The organism is Larkinella knui (assembly GCF_003858645.1).
Classification (GTDB): domain Bacteria; phylum Bacteroidota; class Bacteroidia; order Cytophagales; family Spirosomataceae; genus Larkinella; species Larkinella knui.
In genome coordinates this window covers 497,362-522,665 of record NZ_RQJP01000006.1, presented here as the reverse complement: position 1 = coordinate 522,665, position 25,304 = coordinate 497,362, and the positions used below count along the sequence as shown (strand labels likewise).

Below are 25,304 nucleotides of genomic sequence, written 5' to 3'. Positions count from 1 at the left end.
CATTATTGGCTTTAAAACCGATAGAACGAGCTAAACACGGACTAAAGTCCGCGGGTACATACGGGAATTATGAGACAGGTATATAGCATTTTATCGGCTTTTCTGCTGCTGGCAACGGTGGCGTCGGCGCAAACCGTCAAGCTGTCGGACAATCCCGAACAGTTTCTGACGGATTTGCAGAAACTAATGAACGCCGGGGGCGCATACACCCAAAAAGCTGAAAAAAATCTTGAAACGCTGTTCACCGAAAACAAGCTGTCGGCTCCGCAGAAAGAGCGCGTGATCGCCTTGAGCCGGAAAATGAATACCAAGCGCTATCAGGCCACTCAGCATTTTGCGCCTTTTTACGAAGCATTGTTCCAACTCATGGTGACCCAGCAGGTGAGTCCGGCCGAAGTGGATAATTACCTGGCGATTGCTGAAAAGTCGTTTGAAAAATACGATCCCAAAAGCTTGACGAAAGTGCTGGAAACCGTCCGGTTGTTTGCCGAAAAGCGGTATTTATACGTCAATAATTTTAATAAACTCTACGTCAACGGCGGTACGTTCACGCTGCGTTTAGCCGATCAAAATGGAACGGCAACGGCTTCTTCCGATACCGTTGCGTCCGTAAAAAAAACGCAAACCCCAAAACCGAGCGATTCCGATGGCTGGGATTTGCCGGTGGATTCAACCGGAAAAGTCATTCCGCTGATGTCGTCGACGGAACGGAAACCGATTCCCAGGCTGGATGGGCCGGTGCTGGAAATCAAGGGAGCGGATCTGGTTGTGACAACGGCGAATGATTCGGTCGCTCTCAGGAAAACCGACGGTGCGTTGCTGTTGAAAGACGGTATCTGGGTCGGAAAAGGCGGCTCGTTTTCGTGGGAGTCGGCGGGACAACCGGAAACGTTTGTGACGCTGGCCGATTATAGTTTTGTGGTCAGTAATCCCAAAATTACGGCCGATGACGTAACGCTGACCTACAAACCACTCGCCAAGCCGATCAAAGGAACGTTTGAGTTTGACAGCAAAAAGCGGCTAGCCCGGCAGGGGCCGACGTATCCCCGGTTTATGTCGTGGTCGAACGATGTGGTGCTGAATAATCTGGGCAATGGCATCACCTACAAAGGCGGTATTGCGCTGGCCGGAACGAAGTTATACGGTTCGGCTGCCAACGGCCAGCCGTCGCTATTGCAAGTGAGTTACAAGGGAAAACCGGCTTTTAAGGCCAGCAGCCGACGGTTTGAGTTTGCCGACTCGTTAATTTCGAGTCCACTGGTTTCGTTTACCGGTTACATCGACGCGGTCGATACGCTGTACCATCCCGGTATTGCCTTCCGATACGACCGCGAAACCGGTATTGCCCGTTTGAGCAAGGCTGAAAAATCCGGCTATTCGGATACTTATTTTAGCGATAGCTACCATAAATTCTACATTCAACCCGAAATCGTGCGCTGGGATTTGCCGCGGCAAAAGGTCGATTTCTACCAGGTTGGGGCCAAAAAAGAAGTGCCGGTGCGGTTTGAGTCGTTCGATTTTTTCTTTCCCGAGCGGTACGCCGGAATGTCCGCCGATTTCGGTTTTCACCCGCTGCAACTAGCTGCCAATTACCTTACGGTCAAGAAAACCCAGACGTTTTTTGCCGACGATCTGGCGGCTTATTCCAGGATCAGTCCGCCCATCATGCGCAACGTCCTGAATCGTATGATGGCCCTGGGTTACATCGATATGGACCCGAAATCGGAAGAAATGCGCCTGAGCCGGAAAGGTGTGCTGTACGTTTTGGCCAACGCCCACAAAAAGGACTATGACAACTTCCTGATTCGCTCGACGTATCCATCCAACGACAGCACGACCAACGCGACGATCAACCTGAACGATAAGTTTCTGACCATTCGGGGCGTCGAGAAATTCAGCATCAGTGATTCGCTGAAAATTACCGCCGTTCCAACGGATAAAACCCTGCGGATCGGAAAAAACCGGGCCTTCACGCTCACGGGGCAACTGAAATCGGGTAACATGCGGTATACGGGCCGTGAGCTGGGTTTCAATTACGACCAGTTTTCGATGAATATGACCAAGATCGACTCGATTACTTTTACCCCACAGGGAAAGAATCAGGAGATTGGCGGTGATATTCAATACGAAAAACCGGGTACGGTTTTCCTGGCCGATAAAGGCAATAAATCGGGTCGACAGAAAGATAAAAAAACGACTCAGCGGCTTCTCATGCCGGAAGGGATGACGGTTTATTTCAATCAGCCCAACCGCGGAAGTCTGGTTTACAACAAAAATGTCTATTTCAAAGTCCCGGCGGTGGACAACGACAGCCTGGGCAAAGGCGACATTGCCTTCGACGGAACCTTCTTTTCCGACGGTATTTTTCCTCCGATCAAAACCACGTTGAAGTCCATGCCCGACAACTCCCTGGGCTTTGAGCATACGGCGCCCGCGGCCGGTTATCCGATCTATGGTGGAAAAGGAAACCTGAAGTTTACCGGTAAACTGGTGATGGATCGCAAAGGGCTACGTGCCGAAGGGGTAATTTCTCACCTGAATGCCTCACTTCCCGCCAAAGATATTCTGATGACACCGGACTCGGTTTTGGCATCGGGTGAGACGGGACAGATTAAAGAAGGATTGGTTGGAAAAGCGTACTTCCCGGCAGTAGACCTTAAAAATTACGCCATGAAGTGGTTTCCCAAAGCCGATAGCATGACCATTTCCACCAAAGCCGATCATTTTAGCTTTTACAATAGTACGACCAATCTGAAGGGTGACTTAGTGGTTCGGTCGAGCGGTTTATTTGGGAAAGGGACCGTAAAACGGTCGGATTCGGAAGCACAATCTGAAAACATCAAGTTTAATAAAGAAGGATTTACGGCAGGAAATGCGCAGTTCCGGGTGGTGGCTGACAAGCAGGGAACCGCAACGAAACCGATGTTGCTGGGTACGAAAGTCGATGTGGATTTCAACCAGGTGAAGGGCGTAGTGACCATTGCCACGAATAATGCGACGGCGACTTCGTTCAGCGATACGCTCATGTCGAGTCTGGAGTTCCCGAATGCGGCCTATAAAACGTCCATCAGCAAAGCCCAGTGGAACATTGCGGCCAAAACCATTACGATGAAAGCCGCCAAAACGTCCACCTTTACCGCAACCGCCGAAGACCAGGAAGGGCTGACGTTCAATGGGGCGTCGGCGGTTTATGATGTGGATAAAGCCACGCTTAACGTCAGTGGGGTGCCGTATGTTACCTCCGCCGACGCCCGGATTTACCCGGAAAAAGGCTTGATTACCATCAAGCGGAATGGCGAAATGCTGCCACTCAAAAACGCCCGGCTGGAACTGGATACCACCAGTTTGTTTCACAAGTTGAAAGGCGGTACGATTCAGATTCAGTCACGGACGCGGTTCTCCGGGGACGCAGTTTACCAGTTTGCCGCGGCCAAAGGCGATACGGCCAACATTAAAATGGGAAGTTTCGAGCTGAAAGAAGCGGCTCCCGTGGCGCTCGCGTCGAATACCCGCAGTGTAGGCCGGAAGGGCAAGAACAGCAACGAACCCGCCAAAACGTATTATACCGTAGCGCGCGCCGATGTCGACGAGCGCGACAATGTGACGCTGGCACCCAAAGTGCAGTTTAAAGGCAGCATTACTATGATGGCACCCGAACAGGATCTGAAGCTGGAAGGGGCCATTAAAATTGCGCTGAAAAAGCGGCCCAAATTGGTGAGTGACTGGATTCCCATGAAGGAAAAGATTGGCGAGACCTTCAGCATCAAAGTGGACCAAACGCTAAAAAATGACGGAAATCAGCCGTTGACGGCCGGTTTGCATTTTCGGGGCGGAGGCAGTGCCGGCCTTTATCCGACGTTTTTATCGACGAAAGAAAACGATAAGGATGATGATCTGTACCGGGCGACGGGCGTGATGACGTACGATGAGAAGGATAAAGTCTTTCGGATTGTGAAGAAAGATGCTGCCGGGCTGGATGACGTCGACGGGGCGTTTACGTTTAACGATGCCACGGGTGTGATGAATTTTCAGGGGCCGGTCAACGTGATGAATACGGGTTCAAGCGGTTCCGCGCCGAACAACTTTGTCTTTGCCGCCGGAACGGGCCGGGCGCACGTCGACAGTTCGACCTTGAAGCTGAATGCGCTGGTGGGTTTTGCCTTGCCGATTCCGCAGCCGGTCAATGCCGCCATTGCCGACAAAATGGTAAAGGCGAATCTGGACGAAAAGAACGACGAACCAGCCGATGATGATCTTGACCGGCTAACCGCCAAACTAGCCGCCATTATCGGACAGAAGGCCACGGATGTCTACCGCACCAAAGCGCAGAATCAGCACGTTTCAATTACGCAGGCTGCCCCCAAATTTGTGGCGTCGCTGGTGCTTTCGGACGTCAATCTGCGCTGGTCGGAAAAATACAATGCGCTCTACAGCGTCGGCCCAATCGGCGTGTCGAACATCGATAATGTCGATATCAATGCCCAGATGGAAGGGTTTGTCGAAATCCGCAAAACCGACGGGGGCGACGAAGCGACGATTTATCTGGAAGCATCGCCGGACAGCTGGTTTTACTGGGATTATAAGTCGGGCGGGGGCGCAACCGCTCAACTGGCGTTGCTAACGTCGGATCAGGAACTGAACGACCGTATCATGGCGGGCGGGAAAAATGGCGGTAAGACTGCCGTATCGATTATCGCTGCGGATGTTTTCGAGAAGACGCAGTTCACGGACCGGTATCTGGATCAGTACAAAACCAAAGAAAAACCCAAGCCACAGCCCAAAACCGCCACATCGAAAGACGCTCCGAAGAAAGTGGTAGAAAAGAAAAAAGAAAAAGCCGACGACAAAAAGGAGGGATTCTGATCAGATTTTGCCGCCAAAAGCCAGATCGCCGGCATCGCCCAGACCGGGAACGATGTAGTAATGGGAATCCAGCCGCTCGTCGATGGCACCCAGCCACAGATGGCATTGCGGCATTTTGTCCTGAACATACCGGATTCCTTCGGGGCTGGCCAGCACGGCGGCAATGTGGGTTTTGGCGGGCGTTCCAAACCGCAGCAGAGCGTGATAAACCTTTTCCAGCGACCGACCGGTCGCCAGCATCGGGTCCATCAAAATAACGGTTTTTCCGCTGAGGTCGGGGCTGGAAATATAATCCATCGCCACTTCAAAATCTTCGCCGACCGGCAGATAACCACGATAGGCGCCGATAAATGCATTTTCGGCCCGATCAAAATAATTCAGAAATCCCTGGTGAAAGGGTAGACTTGCCCGGAGGATGGTGGCCAGAACCGGCGGTTTTTTAATGAGTGGGGTGGGAGATACCCCCAGCGGGGTCTGCACTTTTACAACCTGAAACGACATCGACTTGGATATTTCGTAGGCCATTAGCTCACCCAGCCGCTCCAGATTACGCCGAAAACGCATCTGATCTTTCTGAATGGTTACATCACGGAGTTCGGCAATAAACTGGTCGGCAATGGATGGATGGTCGGCGAAAACAAACATAGGGGCTTTTTCAGCGTAATTTAAAGGGAATGTGTCGGATAATCCAAACCCTTTCCCTAATTTGTGCGTCGAATTAAGATGATGTTTTTATGGCACCGTCCACACGGTGGCTAGTGTGAAGCTCCCTATGAGGACTATTTTTACAATCGGGATAGCTTTTGTTTTGCTGGCGTCGTGGTCGGCCCAGGCTCAAAGTCAAAAGATACCTTTAAATAGTGATTATTACCACCTGATCGATCGGCTGGAGATCAAGCAGGGCCAGTGGGCGAGCGGTTTTCACAGTTCGGTAAAACCGTATACCCGGCAGGCCGCTGTTCAATTAACGGATAGTATATTAGGTGATCCATTTGTTCGATTATCCCCCGTCGACCGCTTTACCATTCGCTATTTGCGTGATGATAGCTGGGAGTGGGTGCCGCCAACCTACCCCGATTCTTTATCCCTTCTGCAATTAAAAACGTCGGAATTACACGCTGGTCAGAAACGGCCGGGCGACAGTCAGCGCGCTTTGGGGACCTTTTACAAGAAGAAAAGTGACCTTTATAGCTACCAAAACGACGATTTCGATGTGCACGTTAGCCCGGTTGTTAATTTCAGTTACGGTGCTGAAACCAATTCCGGAACTGTAGGTGCGTCGTTCAACCCGTATGTTAATTCCCGGGGTCTGGAGATTCGGGGCAGCATTCGCAAACGCTTGAGTTTTTATACTTTTTTGTCTGACAATCAAGCCTTGTTTCCGCGATATATCTGGGAATACGGGGCGCAATATACCACGAATACAAGCGAAGGTTTCGCTCCATTTGAAGGGTTTGTTAAACGGACGTCAGCCCGAAATTCTACGTTTGGCGGGGCTGATTTCCTATCGGCCAGAGGCTACATTACCTTCAATGCATTAAAAATCATCAACATTCAGTTCGGCCACGACCGGAATTTCTTCGGGAATGGGTATCGTTCCCTGTTTTTATCCGACAACAGCTCCCCTTATTTATTTCTCAAAATTACCACCCGGTTTGGTCGTTTTCAATACACCAATCTGCTGGCTGAATTTCAGAACCTCCAGAAGCCGCCGGGGGCTTATGATGAACTGAATCCGCAGAAATACACCGCTATCCATCACCTGAGCGTTAACATTGGCAAGCATATTAACGTGGGTTTATTTGAAGCGGAAGTGTTTAGCCGCAGCCAGTTGGAATTGAATTATTTTAATCCCGTTATTTTCTACCGCTTCATTGAATCCTACCGGGGCAGCGCCGATAATGCCCTCGTCGGCCTTGATTTCAAAGCTAACTTTGCCCAACATTTTCTGGCCTATAGTCAGCTCATGTTCGATGAGTTCAAGATAAGTGAACTACGGGCCAAAAATGGCTCCTGGGTAAATAAATTTGCCGTTCAGGCGGGTCTGAAATACATCGATGCCTTCGGTATTGCCAATCTCGACTTGCAGGGCGAAATGAACCTGGCCCGGCCTTATACGTATTCGCACCGGTCCGGCCAGACCAATTATGTTCATTACAATCAACCGCTGGCCCATCCCCTGGGTGCCAATTTCATCGAAGGGCTGGCCATTGTGCGGTATCAGCCCCGGAATCGCTGGAATCTGATCGGGACGTTTGGACTGATGAGTTACGGGGTCGACCCGCCCAATCGCAATTATGGCGGTAATTTGTTGCAACCTTATGAAACCCGGGTTCAGTGGCCGGGAAAAGCCGACGGAACGGGCCATTTTATTGGTCAGGGCCGTAAAACGCTGGTTACATACGGCGACGTCAGGCTGTCGTTTATGTTAAAGCACAATGTATTTATTGATTTTCAACAGATTCTGCGCAAAAGTGACAGCCAGGCTGAGCGACTCAAATACAACACGTCATCCACTTCGTTTGCCCTGCGCTGGAATTTGCCCTACCGGACTTTAGTTCTTTAAATGTTAATTTGTTATTCGGGTGCCAGCGGTTCGTTTACTAACCGATTGCGTGCTACCCGGTAATTAACAAGTACGTGCTAATGCTTGACCAAACGATCCGTCAGGAACTGACCGAAGCCCGCTCGGTTCTCGATGCTTTTCTGAGCGACCCCAATCAGCTCTCCGCCATTGAACAGGCCGCCCGCCTGATGGCCAATGCCTTGCAAAGTGGGCATAAAATTATTTCCTGCGGCAACGGCGGGTCCCACTGCGATGCCATGCACTTTGCCGAAGAACTCTCCGGCCGTTACCGCGACGACCGCCGGGCGCTGGCGGCTATTTGCATCTCCGACACCAGCCACCTCTCCTGCGTGGGCAACGATTACGGCTATGACTTCGTCTTTTCGCGGTTTATTGAAGGGTTAGGCAACGAAGGCGACGTGTTGCTGGGAATCAGCACGAGCGGTAATTCGGCCAACATCATCCGCGCGGTGGAAGCGGCCCGGCAGCGGGGCCTGAAAGTGGTTTTGCTGACGGGCAAAGACGGCGGAAAACTGGCCGGAACCGCCGACGTTGAAATTCGCGTTCCGCATTTTGGCTATGCCGACCGCATCCAGGAAATCCACATTAAAGTCATCCATCTGTTCATTCTGCTCATCGAAAAGCTGGTGATTGGGTAACTCCGCTGTAGCGATTCTTCAAACTTTTTCGGCTTTTGTTTGTCGTATATAAATAAAAGACAAGCAATTAGCATGAAAAAAATCGGAATCATCATGGCATCGGTACTGGGCGTATTACTCCTGGTTGCCTGGATTGTGCCGATGTTTTTTCGGGATAAAATTGTAACCCGGCTTCAGCAGGAGCTGAATAACCGCGTAAATGCTCAGGTCAATTTTCGGCCCGAAAAAGTCAGCCTGTCGCTGATCCGCCACTTTCCTAATCTGACGCTGCAAACCGATTCGCTCAGCATTGTCAGCCATACGCCGTTCGCGGGCGACACGCTGCTCAGTACCCGCGCCTTTGAGGTAAAAGTCAATTTGCTGAGTGCGCTTTCGGGGGATCAGTTAAAACTGAGTGGTGTTTACCTCGATCAGCCGCGTGTGCTGGTCAAGATTTTGCGCGATGGCCGGGCCAATTACGACATCTACAAAGCCGTTGAAAGCGATGAACCCGAAAAAGCCGATACCAGCCAGAACGCCTTTACGCTCGACATCGACGAATGGGCGATCAAGGACGGGCTGATTCGGTACGAAGATCTGAGTTTGCCCATGAAGGTTCGGCTGGAAGCCGTCAACCATACCGGAAGTGGCAGCTTGTCGGCAGAGGTAGCCGATTTGGTGCTCAACACGAAGGCGGAGCGGATCACGCTCACCTACGACGGTATTGAATACCTGACCGATAAAAAACTCGACGCGGAGATGAAGCTTCGGGCCGAACTCGAAAAATCGGTGTATACGTTTGCCGATAACCGCATTCGTCTGAACGACTTGCCGATTGAGTTGAACGGCTCGATTGCCACGGGATCTTCGGCACCGTCGGACACGTCCATGCGTTTCGATTTGACATACCGTTCGCCCGAAAGCGATTTCAAAAATCTGCTGTCGCTCGTACCCGGTATCTATTCCGAGCGGTTTCGGGACATCGATGCCGACGGAACGGTGCGCTTCGATGGCAACGTGAAGGGCACTTACAATGGCAGTCAAATCCCGGCTTTTCTGCTGAACCTGGTGGTGAACGACGGACGGTTCAAGTACCCGGATCTGGCGTCGGCCGTTGAGCATATTGGGCTGGATCTGACGGTCACTAATTCTACAGATCAGCTGAAAAACACGGTTGTTAACCTGAAAAAACTGGCCGCCGACCTGGGCCGGAATCCCATTCGCGGGCGGGCGTTGGTGAAGGGGTTCTCCCATTCGATGGTCGATGCGGATCTCACCGCCAAACTGAATCTGGAGGAACTGACGCAGTTGTTCCCAATCGATAGCCTGACCTTGCGGGGGCTGGCGGACCTGAATCTGAAAGCCCGGGGTGTATATGACAAAGCCGCCAAAGCGTTCCCGATGGTCGATGCGATGATGCGTTTGCAGAACGGATCGGTGAAATCGATGAAACTTCCGGAGTCCATCGATGCTATCAATGCGCTGGCAAGTCTCACGAATCGGACCGGAAAACTGGCCGATACGCGCCTTGATCTGACCAATCTGCAACTAAAACTGGCCGGAGATCCTTTTCAGGCCAGGGGCTGGGTGCAGAATTTCGATGATTATACTTACGACATGACGGCCAAAGGGCGGTTGAATCTGACGGATTTAACCCGCATTTTTCCGATTGAGGGTACCCGACTGGCCGGTTTGATCGACGCCAATATCGAAACGAAAGGCCGGCTTTCCGACGCCCGCGCCAAGCAGTATGACAAACTCCCTACCCGCGGAACGATGGCCATTACCAACCTGAGCTACCAAGGGGAAAGTTTGCCGCAGGGGCTGACCTTGAATACCGCCCGGCTGAATCTGTCGCCCGGCAAGCTGAACGTTGACCAGGCGCAGGGTTTGCTGGGGACGAGTACGTTTACGGCCGACGGTTTTCTGAGCAACTACATTCCCTTTATCCTGGATGAGAACCAGCCCCTCGAAGGCACGCTCAATGTGCGGGCCAACCGCCTGAACATTAACGAATGGATGAGTGATGAGGCTGAAGCGGGTGCAAAACCGGCTAGTCCGTCCGTAATCGAATTGCCGAAAAATATCCGGTTTACGCTGAATGCCAACGTCGATCAGGCGGTTTATGACAAAATGCCGCTGAATACCATCAAAGGGCAGCTCGAAATGGCCGATGGCGTCCTGAAAATGAAACAGGTAACGTTCAATTCGCTGGGTGGACAGTTTGTAACCAACGGTACCTACGACCCGAAGGACCTGGCCAAACCGCGTTTTGCCTTTGATGTCCGGATTGCCAACGCCGACATTGCACAGGCGAACCGGCATCTGACGCTGGCAAAAGTGGTCTTTCCGCTGGCGCAATACATGATTGGTCGTTTTTCGAGTACGTTTGCCGTCAACGGGCGGCTGGAGCCGGATATGATGCCGGATTTAAACAGTTTAACCGGTAATGCCCTGGTCAAAATTGTGCAGGCTACCTTGAGAAATAACCCGATTGTGGAGCGGATTGTCGAAAAAACGAAGTTGGCCGATTTGCGGAATCCAAATTTCCGGGACATGCTGATGAAGGTAGAAGTGAAAAACGGGTTTGTGTCGATCAAGCCGTTTGACGTAAAGATCAAAGACAATATCGTGACGGTAGCGGGCTCGAACTCGCTGGAAGGCGACCTGAAATACGTTCTGAAACTGGATGTGCCGACCGGAAAAGCCGGAGTTCAGTTTGCCAAAGCTTTTTCATCCATGACGGGGCAATCGCTGGGGAATGTGGAGCGGGCTAAAATTGACTTCGCCCTGAACGGAAGTTATAAAAAACCGCAACTTCAGTTTCTGGCGGGTAGTGCGGTTGATCAAGTGAAAGATGCGGTGGTGAAACGGGCTAAAAATGATTTGAAAGAACAAGGGTTGAAGTTGTTTCAAAAGCTGATGAAGTCGCCCAAAGATTCGACCTAGAAGCCGGAATTACTTTTTAGCCACCACCATCGCCCGACCCGGAATGGAAAGATACGATTTCACTTTCGACAGCTTCAGGCCCGCGTCCGTTTGCCAGGACTGAATCTCGCTGATGGCATAATTCCCGGCGGTGCTGGTTAAGCCATAGAACAAATCCATGCTGTTGCCGACCAGATTTGTTCCGACGCCGTCCGATTTTCCATCCGTTTCGGGCCGGATGAATTCGTTGATGATGTAGACGCCACCGGGTTTCAGCGCCCGGGCTACTTTCCGGGCCACTTCGCGGTTTTGTTCGTTCGAGAAATGGTGCGCCAGACTGGAGAGCAGCACAATGTCGTATTGCGACTCGCCAAAATCATCCGTCAGCGCATTTCCTGCCTGGTGTCGGACGCGGTCGCCCATGCCTGCCCGCGCCAGCAGCGGAGCCGCCTGCTCGATGGCCGGCGGCAAATCAAGAATAATGGCCTGAAGGTCAGGCAATTTCTTGCACAAGGCCACCGAATGTTGCCCGTGTGAGCCGCCGATGTCGAGCATGCGTGTGGCGTTTTTGGGAATTGGCGCTTTCCGGCCAAACTCCTTTGCTTCGGTGCCGGTTGCCGCCAGCATCGCCTGCTGATAATAGGCCCATTGATCGGTGGTCAGGTGGTCGTGATACTGAATGCCCTCGCCGGTTTGCAGGTAATTTCCCAGTTGTTCAAACCAGGGCCAAACCACCCGATTATTGAACAGCATCATGCCAAAAACCGACTCATCATGATCTTTCAGCACCCATCGCTGGCTAATGCGGGTTAACGTATACCGACCATCGCGCTGTTTGAAATAGCCCAGAACCAGCAGTAAACCCATCAGCTCCCGCAACGCTTTTGGGTGTAGTCTGCACTCGGCCGCAATCTCATCCACCGTTTGTTTTCCTTTGTGAACCGCTTCAAAAACCCCTTTGTCGGCGGCTTCGAGCACGGCTTTACCAACGATCGGGAAAATTTGGGCGTGCAGGAGCGGCAACGGTACCATATTGATTTTGAGAGCAATCCATTCGAGCAGGTTTTCGGGCGTAACGGTTAGTCGCATGCGGGTTGATCCGGTTTATTCTTAATAATTTTCGACGTATATTCGTTCTTAGTTAAAACCGGATTTAGCCGGGATAAGGCTGAAATAAGCGGCATTTATTTTTAAGGAATGAGTAAGGTACAGGAATTTATTAACTCCGGAATACTGAATGAATATTGTCTTGGTCTGCTGCGTCCCGAAGAAATTCAGGAGGTAGAGCGTATGGCAGTTTTATATCCCGCTGTCCAACAGGCTATTGATCGAAAGTTCAAGACATTAAAAGGGAGTAGAAATAAAAAACCTGTTCCAACACAAAACCTAAAAAACCGCATTCTCGATACATTAAACCAGCTTGGCGAGCCACCGGCTTTCGATTTAGCGGATCTGCCGCGTATTACCGCCTATTCCGACAGTGAGCAGTGGCAGCGTACCGTTGCGTCAATTCAGCCGACCCGCGAGTTTCGGAATTTATATGTTCATCCGCTGCGGGAAAACGACGGTATTTCGCAATTTATGATTTGGGTGAAAGAAGACGTAAAACCCGAAGATCACCACGATGAACGCGAAAGCTTTTTGATTCTGGAAGGTGAATGCGAATGCCGGATTGGTGGCGAAACCATCCGGCTTTCGGCGGGCGATTACGTCGATATTCCGCTGGATGTGGAACACACGGTTCGGGTGTTGTCGCCGGAGCCGGTGAAAGCGATTGTGCAGCGGGTGAAGTTAACGGCTTAAGCGATTTTTATGAACCTTCCCGCTCAATACTGGATCGATACCTACCACATGCAGGCGCACCCCGAAGGCGGTTATTTTGCCGAAACGTACCGATCGGCCGAAAAAATACCGCATGCGGCACTGCCCGCGCGGTTTTCGGGCGAGCGCAGTTTCAGCACCGGTATTTTCTTTTTGCTGGAAAACCACCATTTTTCGGCGCTACACCGCATTCAGGCCGACGAGATGTGGCACTTTTACGCCGGTGGTCCCCTGAATGTTTACGTCATTCATCCGTCGGGCGAACTCGACATCATTCGGTTGGGGAATAATCCGGCGCAGGGCGAAGTGTTTCAGGCGGTTGTGCCGGCCGGGTGCTGGTTTGGGTCTAAACCCGCGCCGGAAACCGCTTATTCGCTGGTGGGTTGCACGGTGGCACCGGGATTTGATTTTGCCGATTTTGAATTGGCAAACTGTTCGGATTTAGTAAACGCCCATCCGCACCACCGGGATGTGATCGAGCTGCTCACTCATTAATTATTGAAATTTCACCTCGCCAAATGTCGAAACAATTCGCACTTTGGTGGCAGTGCCTTTTCCCACTTTCCCGCTATACTGTTTCGTCAGTTTAGGGCTCCGGTCTTTGTCGTCGTCGCCGGGTTGGGCGGTCATCATAATCCGGCCATCGTTCGGGTATTTGAAACCGCCGTAGCTGACCGTTACATCGAAATTGTAATCGTTGGTGTTAGCCATTGGCAAAACAACCGATGAATAACTGGCCTGAATATCAATGTTATCGACGGATTTGTTCAATTGGTCAATCTTGAAACCGCCCGAAAAATCCAGTTTGAGGTTACACGATTGCTTAATAGTACCAATTTTGGCACCCGAGTACCCGATTTTGCCGTCCAGCCGACTTACTTCGCCAATCCAGAGCCCGCCAAACTGATTATTCAGACTGATGTTGTTCGCTTTTTCCAGCTGAAGTTTTGAATATTGAATGTTCAGTTTACCGTTTCCCATTTCCTGAATATCGGCTTTTCCGAAGCGGACGTCCACATCGACCTGGTTGCCATTCAATTCGGTGGTCGAAAAATTTCCGTGTTGCTGGTTGATGGTTAAGGGCGCGCTAAAGGTCGGAATGGTGGTGTTGCCGAAGGAATTTTTGACATACAAGGCATTGGTTTTCGGCATAGAAACCTGATAATCGATCTGGACGAAATTCTTCTCACCGTCTTTATTCCGGGTCATAATCCAGTTTCCGCCAAAGCCGCTTTTATCGATAATGGTTTTTAGACTAATCTGGTCGCCACTGCGTTTTTCGCTGATTTCTACCGCATCCAGGTATTTCTGTACCCGATCTTCGGAGCTGGAACTCGCTTTGATCGTAATATCAACCCGGATTTCATCGCGGTTCCACACCTCAATATTAACGTTACCAAACTGATTTTCAATCATTAAATGGTCTTTGGACGTCACGTCGTAGACCTTCACAATCGTCTTTTTTCGTTCGCCCAGAATGTCGTTGTCGGCGATAACCAGGCCGACCGACAGGAAACCGACGAACAGAAGATTAAACAGGAAGCTTATTCGTTTCATTGTTTTGTTGCTTAATACGTTGGATGATCATCAATTGCTGATTGAGCAAATCGATCTGCATTTTCAGGTTTTGAACCATAGCCTGAATCATCATTTCCTGGTTGGGGGTTTTCGGCAATTCCTGTTTTAAACCCTGGTAGGTTTTTTCCAGCCGCTCAAAATCAGCCGCAAATTGCTGGTAGAGAGCCGGGTTGTTTTCTGCGACGGTTTTCAATTCGCCCCGTTTGTCTTCAATCAAACGGCTGTATTGCTGTACGGTTCGGGCGTAGGTTGGACTAAAAGCCACCATATCGGGTTGCTCCGTAACCCCGTATTGATGATTGAAATACCAGAAACCGCCCAGCCCCACAATCAGTGCGATGGACGCGGCAATCTGCCACACCATCCGGCGGGAGGTGTTCAGGGTAAATCCCTGCCATAGCGGACGTTGCCACAACGGACGTTCTTTGTGCCCGAGTCCTTTCTCCAAATCTTTCCACAAATCCGCTCTGGGCTCAAATACATCGAAATCTTCCCGGTTGTCCCGGACAAATCGTTCTAACTTGTCTTTCATCATAACTCAATGAGTGAATGAGTGAAAGAGTGAAAGAGTGAATAGTCTCAATTAGGTTCTTATTCAATCATTTTCTCTTTCCATCATCCAGCTTTTATTTCAACATTTCCAAAAGCCGCTTCTTGGCCCGCATGTACTGCGTTCGGGACGTGGTTTCGCTAATGCCCAACACGGCTCCGATTTCCTCATGATCATAGCCTTCGAACAAATACAGCGATAAAACCACCCGATACCCTTCCGGCAAATCCTGCATGACCCGGCGCACCCGGTCTACTTCCAGTTGAACACCTTCTTCGTCGAATGGTTCGGTGTCGGCCACATCCAGACCATCATCTTCCCCCAGACGCTGCGAGTCGAGATCGACCCATTGCAGACCGGCGCGGCTTTTCCGACTCCGCAGGTGATTAATAGCCCGATTGACGACGATCTGTTTCAGCCACGCTCCAAACGTTGATTGATTCCGGAACGAATGGAGGTTACTGAACGCATCCAGAAAGGCTTCCTGCAACACATCCTCAGCCTCGGCTACGTGGTTAAGGATACGCATACAGACGTTAAACATGGCTTTTGAATACTGCTTATACAATTCGTATTGAGCACGTCTTTCACCTTGTTTACACCTTTCTACGAGTTCGACATGTCGGTCTATATACAACTTTGTTTCCAAGCGGCCTGAGGAATCGGATGCGGCTGATTTTCTTCTCAATGACACGGCGCGTTACGTCAACGTTGCACAAAGTATTATTTTTTTTCTGTGACTTGTACTAAAAAGGGCCCCACGCCGTTCTGAAAAATTTCATATGAAGTAAAAAGTTTTTAATAGGCAGGCAACCTGACCAATCCATACCGCATTCTATCCACAAATCACATACCGAAACCCGTGACGCTTGAAGCCATTTTTTACGCCTGCCAACACGAAAACCGACAGGGTCAGAAGGCTTTATATGAGCGGTATGCCTCCGGAATGTACCGGTTGTGTGTCCGGTATCTGCGCGACCCGGCCGAAGCGGAGGATGTGGTGATGGAAGCATTTATGAATGTCTTTAACGGTATCGGGAAGCTGACGTTTCAGAACGAACGCGCCTTCGAAGCCTGGCTGAAACGGATTTTTATCAACCAGTCGCTGATGCATTTGCGGCAGCGAAAACTGTTCTGGATGACGCTCGATCCGGAGTCGCTGGAAATCAGCCATCCGGGTCAGGCCGACGATGAGCTGTCGGCCCGGGAATTGCTCGAGCGGTTGTTCGAATTACCCGATGGCTACCGGACGGTTTTTAATCTGTACGTTATCGAAGGGTATTCGCATCAGGAAATTGGAACCATGCTGGGCATTAGCGAAAGCACATCCAAATCACAGTTGCACAAAGCCCGCAAAGCGTTGCAGGAATTGTTAAAAAAAAGTGAAAACGGGGCAAAACCATGAGTGAAAACGAACTTGATGAGCTATACCGCGACGGTCTGCAACGGCTTTCCGACACCGATCTGCCCTGGGACAAAACGCCAACCTGGGAACGGCTCGACCAGGCGCTGGAGCACCGGAAACGTCTTCGGGGTATCGGGATCTGGTGGCAAATGGCCGCCGGTTTTTTCCTGGTAATCGGGATTGGCTGGCTGGTTTTCCGGACTACCAATCAGGCAGATCCGCATCCGAAAACGGCTTTTGGCCGAAAATTGCCGGCACCGATTTCGGTGAAAACTAACGCAAGGAAGGAAGAAGAAGCCAACGTAATGACCCGTCAAGTACCGAAAGTGCTCAAACCGCTGATTAAAAAACCGTATCATCAGTACGCTCGTGAGAAAAACCGGCGTTCTGATGCACAAAAGCCGGTTTTTGCGGAGGCAGTGGAAACGAATCCGATTCCAGAAAATCAAAAAGCGGATCGGCTTGTCGGATCGGTAAACGAGTTGCCGCTACGTTCGATACCGGTCACCGAATTTGCCCCGATTAGTCGGGTTATTAAAACCGTCGAAACAGATAAAACCATGACGGAACCGGCGGAAGACGGAATCCTGCCCCGAAAAAAACGCTTCCGGTTACCCATTGCCCTGGTTCCCAATCTGATCAGACCAGCGTCCTTATCAACACGACCCGTTTATTCATACGAAAAAGCCCCTGTTCAACTTCAGATTTCCTTATAACCACTGCTATGAAAACCAGACATTTCCTTTTGGCATTGGCCTTTGGTCTTTGCACGCAACTCTACGCCCAAACGCCGGCTATCCGCTCCGATACGGTTTTGATTCGCGACTTCAAAGAACTGAAAGTCGGTCCCAAAGTGTACGCCATCGGACCTAATTTGAGCAGCCTGACCGAGACCGAAAGGCAAAAGCTGTATGCGTATGTTCGGGAGAGCAATCGCCGGGATTACCTGACCAGTGGCCGTAACCCTCTGGCCTACAACTGGGAGCGCGGTTTGCAGGGGAACCTGGTTTTTTTTCGGGTCAACAACCTCGATTCATTACGGCGAATTAATTTTAACTATCCCATGCCGTTGACGGAATTTGTCGCCACCAACCGAACCTATAAAGTAGCCGCGCAACTGGCTTTTGAGTTTGGTGCGGGTCTGGTTCGAAATACGATTGCACCGACGGTGGACGCCAGTATCCGGTTTGGTTTTCGCAACAAGATGAACAATAACGTCGAGCGTCGGCTCTGGCTGGGCTACACCCCGTATTACTTCTTCGAAAAAGCCGACAAAGGCTTCACGATGAATGCCAACGGGTTTGCCTACGTTGCTTTTGGCGAAAATGTGCGGGAGGGCATCGGCACCCGGCCGGAAACCACCTCGTTCGGCCCGAGCAATTTCAAAGTAGGCGTGGGGTATCTGGTTCACCGCAAGGGCGATATTTTTACCGGTACAACCATGAAGCTGCTGATCTCCAGCGTGATCCATGAGCGCATGACGATTCAGCCGGAGATTATTTTTACCAATAATTTCAAACAGATTTTTCCGGGACTGACCATCCGGTTTTAAAGAAAAACCGCCGGAAACTAAACACGTGCTACGGAACTAAAACCGGGATCGAGCCGGTCGTTTGGCAGCCGTTCAGGGTGGCGATAAATTGGTACGTAAAACTCCCCGAGGGCAGCGATTGGGTAATGGTGACTTGATCCAGACCCGTTCCTGCATTGGGTAAGGGATTTCCGCCCGGCGTTCGACTCCAGTTGATGGCTGTTCCGGCTGGTGTCGTTTTGGCTACGACGGTCGATGTGTTGCAGTTACAACCCGTCAGTGACACGGAACCCGGCAGGAGGGTAAGCAGGGGTTTGGGGTTAACGGTAACCGCCACAACGGCGGTGCCGGAGCATTTCCCGGCGTCGCTGACAATGACGGTATAACTTCCACTGGCGGCCGTTGTCGCATTCGCAAGGGTTGGATTAGCCACTGTGCTGGTAAAATTGTTGGGCCCACTCCAACTGTAAACCGGGCTGGTTCCGCAGGTGACGGACGCGCTCAACGCGACGGTACTGCCTTCGCAAACGGTTTGACTGCTACTTGGTGAAATGTTTACGCAATTTGTGGTTGCGCAAGCAACATTTTGTTTTAGAAATAAACTTCCCTGCTGGTCCAACTGTGAAAGGACGGTAGCATTGGCATAAATGTCATTATGGCCTCCGCCCGCAACGGTATACAATTGATTGGGTACACCGACCGCAGTAGCCTGCGTGGCCAGAACGGAACTTCCGTCAACGGCTGTGATATTGATGACGAATGGAATCTGGGACGGTGATGTTAAAAAACCGCTGCCATAGGGAACGACAGCGTCCTGATCACCGTGAACCATAAACAAAGGCGGATCGCAGGCATCGATGTAATTTTTGGAGTTAATCGCTCCCGACAGGCTCCAGACGCCCTGAACCTCCGACGAATACGCGGTGGCAGAGTTGGCCGGATCGTCGGTGTTGCCGTTGATACCGCCGTTGGCCGCAAAAACCGGGGCCAGGTTGGCCGGTATTTCAGCGGCATCCACATAGCCCGCGTGCAAAGCCGTTATGGCCCCCGCCGAATAACCGCCAATGATGATGTAATTGGGCTCGATGCCGTAGGTATTGATCGTCGACGCATCTTTGCGGAAAAAGCGAACGGCGGCTTTCATATCCGAAACGGCTTTGACCACCTCATCCATGAAAACCAGTTCGTTCAGGTAGTTGAGCAAAAAGCCGTCGTATAACCGGTAATCGATCGTGGCGACAACGTAGCCTTTCTGGGCAAATTTGCGGGCGTAGCTATCCATATCCGTGCGTTGCCCACCCAAAAAAGAGCCACCGAAAGCCAGGATGACCAGCGGACGCCGGACCGATGCGTCGCCGACGGGTTGATAAATATCTGTCAACAGATTTTTGGTAACTCCGCCAACGGTTGTATTCTGCCCGTATTTCACGCCGGTTGTGACCGTTACTGACGAAAAAATAGCCGTAGAATACCGTTGAGCGTCGCAATCAGGAAGCTGCGCATAAGCGCCGGTTGCCAAACACATGACAGTACATAGAACTAGCAGACGGTGATACAGGTGGCTCATGGCGCTGACTTTAAATGAGTATGAATTAGGCAATTCAGTCAACGTTGAGCAACAGCATTATCGGCTAAACTCGAGAATGGTCTTTTCAATCAGGTCGCACGCTTCGTGCATTTGTTCTTCCGTAATGATCAGTGGCGGAGCAAACCGGATTTTGTCGCCGTGGGTTGGTTTACACAGCAAGCCCCGGTCTTTCAGCCGCAGGCAAATTTCCCAGGACGTTTTTTCGCCATAGTTCGGATGTTCACCAATGACAATGGCGTTCAGCAATCCTTTTCCGCGCACCAGCTTCACCATGTCGGTTTTATGAATCAGCGCATTCATGCGACTGCGGAATACGTCACCCATCACGGCGGCATTCCCGGCGAGGTTCTCATCCTCAACCACCCGAAGTGCTTCCATCGTCACGGCGCAGGCCAGCGGGTTTCCGCCGTAGGTTGAACCGTGTTCGCCCGGTTTGATGGTCAGCATCACCTCGTCATTGGCCAATACGGCCGAAACCGGCATCGTACCACCGGAGAGCGCTTTTCCCAGCACGAGCAAGTCCGGTTTTACGTCTTCATGGTCACAGGCCAGCCGTTTTCCGGTTCTTCCAATACCGGTTTGTACTTCGTCGGCAATGAACAGCACGTTGTATTTTGTGCACAGCGCCCGTACCCCTTTCAGGTAACCGTCATCCGGCACAACAACGCCCGCTTCGCCCTGAATTGGCTCCACCATAAATCCGGCGATGTTCGGATCTTTCTGAAAAATAGTCTCCAGGGCGTTCAGGTCGTTGTACGGAATCAGCAGATAGCCCGGTAACAGCGGACCATAATCATTCGTACTTTCCGGATCGGTAGACGATGAAATGGCCGCTAGCGTCCGCCCCCAGAAATTGCCGGTGGCATAAACCGTCTTCGCCTGATTCTGCGCAATGCCTTTGACTTTATAGGCCCATTTCCGGGTGAGTTTGAGCGCTGTTTCGCCCGCTTCAGCACCCGAATTCATCATTAAGACTTTATCATAGCCAAAATAGTCACACAGAAATTTTTCGCAAACGCCCAACTGGTCGGTCAGGAAAGCGCGTGAAGTCAGCGTCAGGCGTTGGGCTTGCTCAATAAAGGCATTGATGATGCGAGGATGACAATGCCCCTGACTGACGGCACTATAAGCAGATAGAAAATCGAAGTACTTACGCCCTTCCACATCCCAGAGAAAAATACCTTCACCGCGATTGAGCACCACCGGAACCGGTTTGTAATTATGAGCGCCGTATTTCCATTCTAAATCGATGGCTTGCTGCGTTGCTGTGCGGGGAGAGAGCGTTTCCATACGTACAAAGTTCAAGGAGAGTGGGTTAATTAAAGGCTAATGCGTAATTTTCGGGCGATGCCCAGTGGTGGTAAATTACTTCAAAAATACAATTCCTTGCTCAGTCAGACAAACAATGCTGCCAACGAACCTCAAAAAGCCCAAAATTGCGGGCCTCGACGATGAAGATTACTATTACAACGAACAGGGATACATCGTCTTTACAAAAGAATACCATTTGAAGCGGGGCTACTGTTGTAAAAATGGCTGTAAACACTGCCCCTACCAAAAAGAGTTAAAAAGTTAAGAATTAAGAGTGAAAAGTTGGCTGACGCGTGCTTGAATGCGTCAGCCAACTTTTCACTCTTAATTCTTAACTTTTAACTCCTTACGGTTGTATTTGAATAAATTATTTACCAATTTTGCAGGCTCATTCAGAAACAGGTATTGTCATGGCACGAGTTTGTCAAATTACAGGAAAGCGGACGCGGGTTGGTAATAACGTATCACACGCTAATAATAGAACCAAACGCAAGTTTTATCCCAACTTGCAGAAGAAACGCTTCTTCCTTGAGTCGCAGGGAGCATGGGTTACTTTGAGGGTTGCTACTTCAGCCATGCGGACGATCAATAAGAAAGGCCTTGAAGCCGTATTGAAAGACGCACACAGCCGGGGAACGCTGTCTGTTTAATGAATTACGGTATTTAACACGTTACCAGGCGGTTTTCCTGCGGGATTAAATTGCTCTTTTAGGTAAAAACGCAACCTGCAGGTAACGGAATGTAGAAGAGTCAATCTCTACATTCCGTTACTTGCAGGTTGCGTTTTTAATTTTTTAAATCATTCGCTTCAGCGCGAATTGGGCAAAAATGATATTACCGTTTCGTCGAACGAGAATAGTGATTTCTTTTCCTTCGCCTTTTTGCAGCATCTTGTAGATTTCGCTCACGTTCAGATCGCCAGCTGGCAGATTGTTGATAAACAGCACCTCATCGCCATCTTTTAAGCCAGAGCGGCTGGCGGGTGAGTCGTCGATCACTTTTTCAATGTAATAATTCCGGAAATTATCACCCCGTGCTTTCAGTTCGAGGCCACTCATGTCGTGTTCAAAGGACTGCTTCAGGATGCGTTTGATGGGTTTCAGAACCATGTATTTATCCTGATAATTGAACGTCACCTTGAACCGGCGCAGAATTTCACAGCCTAAATTTCCATTGCGCTCTGCGGCATATTCTGCGATTTTTAAGCCGAACGACGTACTGTCCGGAAAAGATGCCACGACATTGGCCATTTCAAAATTACCCAGTCGAATTTTTTCGATCCGACCCAGATTCCCGTTGATTACCCCACTTAAACCGCGTCCCAATTGGGCTCTTATCACCCTATCTGGCAAGTGAATATCATCACCATTGCTGCGGTTGATCAGTAGAGCGTGGCCCGCGCCGGTGTCAATCACCACCCGGATCGGCAAGGTTTTGCCGCCTTCGAGCAGTGCCATCACGTCCGTATACGGCTTCGTATCCTGAATCGCAATAGGATACCGTGAACCGTGCGACCGGCGATACCGGTAATTTTTGGGACTGTTCAGGACAAGTTCCTTCCGCTGAAAATCGATGGTTACAACAAAATTATTGAAAACTTCATAGCCAAAAATCCCGTGAATCGGAACCCCGACGTATTCTGATAGTTTGAGAATGTCATCATCGAGAACAACAATATTCTGGTGAGTGGCCTTCATCTGGCCCATCATCAGCATGTTGTCAATGGCTACCGATGCCATCAACTGACCGCCTTCCCCGGCTCCGGTTAGTTTTACTTTTCGGGTGAACCGCAACGGTTGCCGACGTACGGCGGCCGGATCGGTAATAATTACCGAACTGACGCCCGTATCAAGTATAAAATGGAGGGTGTCTGAATTGTTGATTTTGACCGGAACAATAATCAGATTGGAGTGGAGCTGGAATGGAATTCGGGTTTGTTTCCGGTTATTGGTGATAAAATAACCGTATCGTTCGCTCTGCTCGTCATTGCCCGCCGAAGCTCCCTGCCAGCAAAGCAATATTCCGAAGAAAACAACAAACAGCTTCATGGCCTTAATTGTGAATACGTAGGAAAGGTACAACTATTTTGTCTAATAACACAATTTCTGTTCAATCGTTACCGAACAATTTTTATACTTTTTATTTGAATGGCAAATGCTGCTGAAAAACCGCTAATTTCGTCCTGCGAGTGGCTGAACAAGAAACGATCGAATTAAGTTTGGATGCTGATCATTTCCTGTATTCCATTCGTAATCAGGGCTTAAAACCATACAATAACCAATGCGTAAGAAAATTGTTGCCGGTAACTGGAAAATGAACAAGACGCTTGATGAGGCTGTCGCGCTAGTGTCTGAAGTGGTCAATATGATTAGCGATGAGGTAACGGGCGATGTAGACGTCGTGTTGTGCCCGCCATCTATTTACCTAACCACACTCAAGCCTTATCTGGAAGGCCAGACGCGGGTAGCACTGGGCGCACAAAACTGTCATGAAAAGGCTTCCGGTGCTTATACGGGCGAGGTTTCGGCTCCGATGTTGAAGTCAATCGGCGTTCCTTATGTCATTCTGGGCCATAGCGAACGGCGGCAGTATTTCGGTGAAACCAATGCCCAACTGGCTGAAAAAGTTACTAGTGCACTCGCCAACGGCCTGACACCGATCTTCTGTTGTGGCGAATCGCTGGAGCAGCGCCAAACTGAAGTTCACCTTGATTTTGTTCGTACGCAGCTGACCGAAAGTCTGTTTCACCTTTCGCCGGAGCAATTTGCCAACATTGTCATCGCCTACGAACCCATCTGGGCCATCGGTACGGGCTTAACCGCAACCTCCGAGCAGGCGCAGGAAATGCACCATATTCTGCGTCAGCACCTGGCCAGCCACTACGGTCAGGAAGTGGCCGACAATACTTCAATCCTCTACGGCGGTAGCGCCAACGAGAAGAATGCCGCCGAGATTTTTGCCCGCCCCGACGTCGATGGTGGTCTCATTGGCGGTGCCTCCCTCAAATCCCGGGAATTCACCAACGTCGTAAAAGCAAGACAGTAAGGGGGAGGAGTTAAGAATTAAAAGTAGGCGGACGCAAGCTAAAAACGTGCGTCCGCCTACTTTTAACTCTTAATTTTTAATTCTTTTGTCGCCATTTCCAGACGGAGAGGCCAATCCAGGCGAGGGAACTGCGGTTGTCGCCTTTTTTGCTGAAAAGCCGTCCCATATCGCTGAAACCGAGGGTGATGGGCCCCAGACGGGTCGACATTCCGACGGCAACCCGGTTGTCGGGACCAAGGATGGAAATTGGCAAACCAAATTCGACATCTTCATCTTCGAAGCGGGGCGTAATAATCAGCATATTGGGCATCTGAACCCGCGCGGCAGAAGACAGATTGTTCATCAACAACCCATTGACATAAAAGGACGGCACCAGGCGCATATCCGCTTCCAGGTGGAGCATACGCGGCAAGGCCACTTTGCCGGGACTGTATTTTTGCGGGCTGTTATCAGATTTAACCGTCAGGTAATCCGTGGGGGCATCGCCAAATTTCTCCAGTTCTTCCTGCTGAAAAGTCAACTGGCCACTACCGGTCACAACCTGACCCGTCGGATACTTGATACTGCCGCCGTTCATTAAAGCCGCCGATAAGCGAAGCCAGTAGGCCGGACGCGGATCTTTCATGGGCGTATCCGAATTATACCCTCTTCCGGTGGTTCGACGACCGATTTCGTAGGTTGCGCCCAAATCATAACCCCAACCACTGCCGTAGGCACTGGAAAAGACCGAAGAAAGCCCGAAGTCTTTGCGGGGCGTCGTCTGGCCCAAGCGGTAATTCAAATTTGTAATGGCCAGCGTTTTATCGACATCGCCGTTGGTTTGGCGAATCGCGTAATTGCCCCGGGCGTCCAGGTAAGTCATTTGAGCCCCCACAATTCGCCGTACCGTGGCTCCCACATTCAACCGGTGCCAATGCCCGTCGAAAACCTGCAAACCGTATGTCAGGCCAATCTCACCGTAGCTGTTATGCGCCAGATTGAAGTCAAAACTGCCCGACGAAGGCTGTAAGTTTTTGTAAAAAAGCCGGTTACGATATGCTTCGGTCAAATTTTCGGGCAGCGATGAACCATAGAGATAACTTTTCAGCCGGGTGTGTAAGGCGAGGGTCTGGTTCCCGTCGACATTAAGTAAAACCGATGGCCCCAGAATTTCGGAATAAGAAGTGGTTCGTGGCGCATCGGTAATGGAACCCAGTGTTCGGAGTGGCAGGCTAAGGCCCTGACTGTAAGGAAGCTGTATGGATTGAAAAAAGCCTTTTGCAATGTATTTGGTGTATAAGGAATTGACGGAAGAGGTGCCGGTGAAGGCAATCACTTGAAATTTATACCGCGAACCGGCAATGGAGGAAGGATTCTGGAGCATTCGGTGAATGCCGCCGTAATTGCTGCTGACCAAACCCGGCTGGTATTGTGCCCAAACCGTAGGGCAATTCAAACCGACCAGAACGCTCAGGAATAGACGCGAAACGGATTTCTTCAT

At 50.6% G+C, this 25,304-nt stretch carries 21 protein-coding genes; 12 read left to right on the top strand and 9 right to left on the bottom strand.

Annotation, left to right across the window (positions count from 1 at the left end; genetic code table 11):
- The first annotated feature begins 69 nt into the window (after positions 1–69).
- Complete coding sequence (locus EHT87_RS28205) at positions 70–4,863, top strand: hypothetical protein (RefSeq protein ID WP_124910118.1); 4,794 nt, start codon at positions 70–72, stop codon at positions 4,861–4,863.
- Here the strand turns inward: EHT87_RS28205 and upp are convergent, their stop codons facing one another.
- Positions 4,864–5,508, bottom strand: a complete 645-nt coding sequence (upp, locus tag EHT87_RS28200; RefSeq protein ID WP_124910117.1) for a uracil phosphoribosyltransferase — start codon at positions 5,506–5,508, stop codon at positions 4,864–4,866.
- A gap of 127 nt (positions 5,509–5,635) precedes the next feature.
- On the opposite strand from upp, the gene EHT87_RS28195 reads away from it, so the two are divergent.
- From EHT87_RS28195 to EHT87_RS28185, 3 genes are all read left to right on the top strand, one after another.
- A complete protein-coding gene (locus EHT87_RS28195; protein WP_124910116.1) occupies positions 5,636–7,429 on the top strand; it encodes a hypothetical protein in 1,794 nt (597 codons plus the stop codon).
- Positions 7,430–7,509: 80 nt separating this feature from the next.
- Positions 7,510–8,088, top strand: a complete 579-nt coding sequence (gene lpcA, locus EHT87_RS28190; RefSeq protein ID WP_124910115.1) for a D-sedoheptulose 7-phosphate isomerase — start codon at positions 7,510–7,512, stop codon at positions 8,086–8,088.
- A 72-nt stretch (positions 8,089–8,160) separates the two neighbouring features.
- The gene (locus EHT87_RS28185) at positions 8,161–11,016 is read left to right on the top strand and encodes an AsmA family protein (RefSeq protein ID WP_124910114.1); all 2,856 of its coding nucleotides are present in this window, start codon (positions 8,161–8,163) and stop codon (positions 11,014–11,016) included.
- A 9-nt stretch (positions 11,017–11,025) separates the two neighbouring features.
- On the opposite strand, the gene EHT87_RS28180 is transcribed toward EHT87_RS28185, so the two are convergent.
- Entirely contained in the window at positions 11,026–12,084 is a 1,059-nt protein-coding gene (locus tag EHT87_RS28180; RefSeq protein WP_124910113.1) for a class I SAM-dependent methyltransferase, read from the bottom strand.
- Positions 12,085–12,285: 201 nt separating this feature from the next.
- Here EHT87_RS28180 and EHT87_RS28175 point away from each other — a divergent pair, with 201 nt between their 5' ends.
- Together EHT87_RS28175 and EHT87_RS28170 are read left to right on the top strand one after the other, a co-directional pair.
- A complete protein-coding gene (locus tag EHT87_RS28175; RefSeq protein ID WP_221622085.1) occupies positions 12,286–12,798 on the top strand; it encodes a cupin domain-containing protein in 513 nt (170 codons plus the stop codon).
- Positions 12,799–12,807: 9 nt separating this feature from the next.
- Positions 12,808–13,311, top strand: a complete 504-nt coding sequence (locus EHT87_RS28170; protein WP_124910111.1) for a cupin domain-containing protein — start codon at positions 12,808–12,810, stop codon at positions 13,309–13,311.
- Here the strand turns inward: EHT87_RS28170 and EHT87_RS28165 are convergent, their stop codons facing one another.
- The 3 genes from EHT87_RS28165 to EHT87_RS28155 form a co-directional block, all read right to left on the bottom strand.
- The gene (locus EHT87_RS28165) at positions 13,312–14,373 is read right to left on the bottom strand and encodes a hypothetical protein (protein WP_229321419.1); all 1,062 of its coding nucleotides are present in this window, start codon (positions 14,371–14,373) and stop codon (positions 13,312–13,314) included.
- Entirely contained in the window at positions 14,348–14,929 is a 582-nt protein-coding gene (locus EHT87_RS28160) for a hypothetical protein (protein ID WP_124910110.1), read from the bottom strand. Before EHT87_RS28160 ends, EHT87_RS28165 begins: the two co-directional genes overlap by 26 nt.
- A 91-nt stretch (positions 14,930–15,020) precedes the next feature.
- Positions 15,021–15,593, bottom strand: coding sequence for an RNA polymerase sigma factor (locus EHT87_RS28155; RefSeq protein WP_124910109.1), 573 nt, complete (start codon positions 15,591–15,593; stop codon positions 15,021–15,023).
- 213 nt (positions 15,594–15,806) lie between these two features.
- On the opposite strand from EHT87_RS28155, the gene EHT87_RS28150 reads away from it, so the two are divergent.
- Genes EHT87_RS28150 through EHT87_RS28140 form a run of 3 tightly spaced genes read left to right on the top strand, consistent with a single transcriptional unit; the run spans position 15,807 to position 17,901 of the window.
- Positions 15,807–16,349, top strand: coding sequence for an RNA polymerase sigma factor (locus tag EHT87_RS28150; protein WP_124910108.1), 543 nt, complete (start codon positions 15,807–15,809; stop codon positions 16,347–16,349).
- On the top strand, positions 16,346–17,065 hold the full coding sequence (locus tag EHT87_RS28145; RefSeq protein WP_124910107.1) for a hypothetical protein: 720 nt from the start codon (positions 16,346–16,348) through the stop codon (positions 17,063–17,065). The genes EHT87_RS28150 and EHT87_RS28145 overlap by 4 nt, the downstream gene beginning before the upstream one ends.
- Before the next feature lie 8 nt (positions 17,066–17,073).
- On the top strand, positions 17,074–17,901 hold the full coding sequence (locus EHT87_RS28140) for a hypothetical protein (protein ID WP_124910106.1): 828 nt from the start codon (positions 17,074–17,076) through the stop codon (positions 17,899–17,901).
- A gap of 28 nt (positions 17,902–17,929) precedes the next feature.
- Here EHT87_RS28140 and EHT87_RS28135 read toward each other — a convergent pair whose 3' ends face one another.
- Both EHT87_RS28135 and rocD read right to left on the bottom strand, forming a co-directional pair.
- Positions 17,930–19,405 carry an alpha/beta hydrolase gene (locus EHT87_RS28135; protein ID WP_185716369.1) on the bottom strand — a complete coding sequence of 492 codons (1,476 nt, stop codon included), beginning with the start codon at positions 19,403–19,405 and terminating at the stop codon, positions 17,930–17,932.
- Between the two features lie 99 nt (positions 19,406–19,504).
- Positions 19,505–20,758, bottom strand: coding sequence for an ornithine--oxo-acid transaminase (gene rocD / locus EHT87_RS28130; RefSeq protein WP_124910104.1), 1,254 nt, complete (start codon positions 20,756–20,758; stop codon positions 19,505–19,507).
- Positions 20,759–20,873: 115 nt separating this feature from the next.
- On the opposite strand from rocD, the gene EHT87_RS31465 reads away from it, so the two are divergent.
- Positions 20,874–21,044, top strand: a complete 171-nt coding sequence (locus EHT87_RS31465; RefSeq protein WP_185716368.1) for a C1orf53 family protein — start codon at positions 20,874–20,876, stop codon at positions 21,042–21,044.
- Between the two features lie 145 nt (positions 21,045–21,189).
- On the top strand, positions 21,190–21,429 hold the full coding sequence (rpmB, locus tag EHT87_RS28125) for a 50S ribosomal protein L28 (RefSeq protein WP_124910103.1): 240 nt from the start codon (positions 21,190–21,192) through the stop codon (positions 21,427–21,429).
- A 144-nt stretch (positions 21,430–21,573) separates the two neighbouring features.
- On the opposite strand, the gene EHT87_RS28120 is transcribed toward rpmB, so the two are convergent.
- Positions 21,574–22,827, bottom strand: a complete 1,254-nt coding sequence (locus EHT87_RS28120; RefSeq protein WP_124910102.1) for an aspartyl protease family protein — start codon at positions 22,825–22,827, stop codon at positions 21,574–21,576.
- A 232-nt stretch (positions 22,828–23,059) separates the two neighbouring features.
- On the opposite strand from EHT87_RS28120, the gene tpiA reads away from it, so the two are divergent.
- A complete protein-coding gene (tpiA, locus tag EHT87_RS28115; protein WP_124910101.1) occupies positions 23,060–23,824 on the top strand; it encodes a triose-phosphate isomerase in 765 nt (254 codons plus the stop codon).
- Positions 23,825–23,900: 76 nt separating this feature from the next.
- Here the strand turns inward: tpiA and EHT87_RS28110 are convergent, their stop codons facing one another.
- Entirely contained in the window at positions 23,901–25,304 is a 1,404-nt protein-coding gene (locus tag EHT87_RS28110) for a DUF5723 family protein (RefSeq protein WP_124910100.1), read from the bottom strand.

What these genes read in the sequence shown, in the direction of transcription:
- EHT87_RS28110 (WP_124910100.1), bottom strand. Translation starts at nt 25,304, where the DNA reads ATGAAGAAATCCGTTTCGCGTCTATTCCTGAGCGTTCTGGTCGGTTTG.
- EHT87_RS28145 (WP_124910107.1), top strand. Translation starts at nt 16,346, where the DNA reads ATGAGTGAAAACGAACTTGATGAGCTATACCGCGACGGTCTGCAACGG.
- rocD (WP_124910104.1), bottom strand. Translation starts at nt 20,758, where the DNA reads ATGGAAACGCTCTCTCCCCGCACAGCAACGCAGCAAGCCATCGATTTA.
- EHT87_RS28135 (WP_185716369.1), bottom strand. Translation starts at nt 19,405, where the DNA reads ATGTGTTTGGCAACCGGCGCTTATGCGCAGCTTCCTGATTGCGACGCT.
- tpiA (WP_124910101.1), top strand. Translation starts at nt 23,060, where the DNA reads ATGCGTAAGAAAATTGTTGCCGGTAACTGGAAAATGAACAAGACGCTT.
- lpcA (WP_124910115.1), top strand. Translation starts at nt 7,510, where the DNA reads ATGCTTGACCAAACGATCCGTCAGGAACTGACCGAAGCCCGCTCGGTT.
- EHT87_RS28165 (WP_229321419.1), bottom strand. Translation starts at nt 14,373, where the DNA reads ATGAAACGAATAAGCTTCCTGTTTAATCTTCTGTTCGTCGGTTTCCTG.
- upp (WP_124910117.1), bottom strand. Translation starts at nt 5,508, where the DNA reads ATGTTTGTTTTCGCCGACCATCCATCCATTGCCGACCAGTTTATTGCC.
- EHT87_RS28120 (WP_124910102.1), bottom strand. Translation starts at nt 22,827, where the DNA reads ATGAAGCTGTTTGTTGTTTTCTTCGGAATATTGCTTTGCTGGCAGGGA.
- rpmB (WP_124910103.1), top strand. Translation starts at nt 21,190, where the DNA reads ATGGCACGAGTTTGTCAAATTACAGGAAAGCGGACGCGGGTTGGTAAT.
- EHT87_RS28170 (WP_124910111.1), top strand. Translation starts at nt 12,808, where the DNA reads ATGAACCTTCCCGCTCAATACTGGATCGATACCTACCACATGCAGGCG.
- EHT87_RS28160 (WP_124910110.1), bottom strand. Translation starts at nt 14,929, where the DNA reads ATGATGAAAGACAAGTTAGAACGATTTGTCCGGGACAACCGGGAAGAT.
- EHT87_RS28175 (WP_221622085.1), top strand. Translation starts at nt 12,286, where the DNA reads ATGGCAGTTTTATATCCCGCTGTCCAACAGGCTATTGATCGAAAGTTC.
- EHT87_RS28180 (WP_124910113.1), bottom strand. Translation starts at nt 12,084, where the DNA reads ATGCGACTAACCGTTACGCCCGAAAACCTGCTCGAATGGATTGCTCTC.
- EHT87_RS28185 (WP_124910114.1), top strand. Translation starts at nt 8,161, where the DNA reads ATGAAAAAAATCGGAATCATCATGGCATCGGTACTGGGCGTATTACTC.
- EHT87_RS28195 (WP_124910116.1), top strand. Translation starts at nt 5,636, where the DNA reads ATGAGGACTATTTTTACAATCGGGATAGCTTTTGTTTTGCTGGCGTCG.
- EHT87_RS31465 (WP_185716368.1), top strand. Translation starts at nt 20,874, where the DNA reads ATGCTGCCAACGAACCTCAAAAAGCCCAAAATTGCGGGCCTCGACGAT.
- EHT87_RS28140 (WP_124910106.1), top strand. Translation starts at nt 17,074, where the DNA reads ATGAAAACCAGACATTTCCTTTTGGCATTGGCCTTTGGTCTTTGCACG.
- EHT87_RS28205 (WP_124910118.1), top strand. Translation starts at nt 70, where the DNA reads ATGAGACAGGTATATAGCATTTTATCGGCTTTTCTGCTGCTGGCAACG.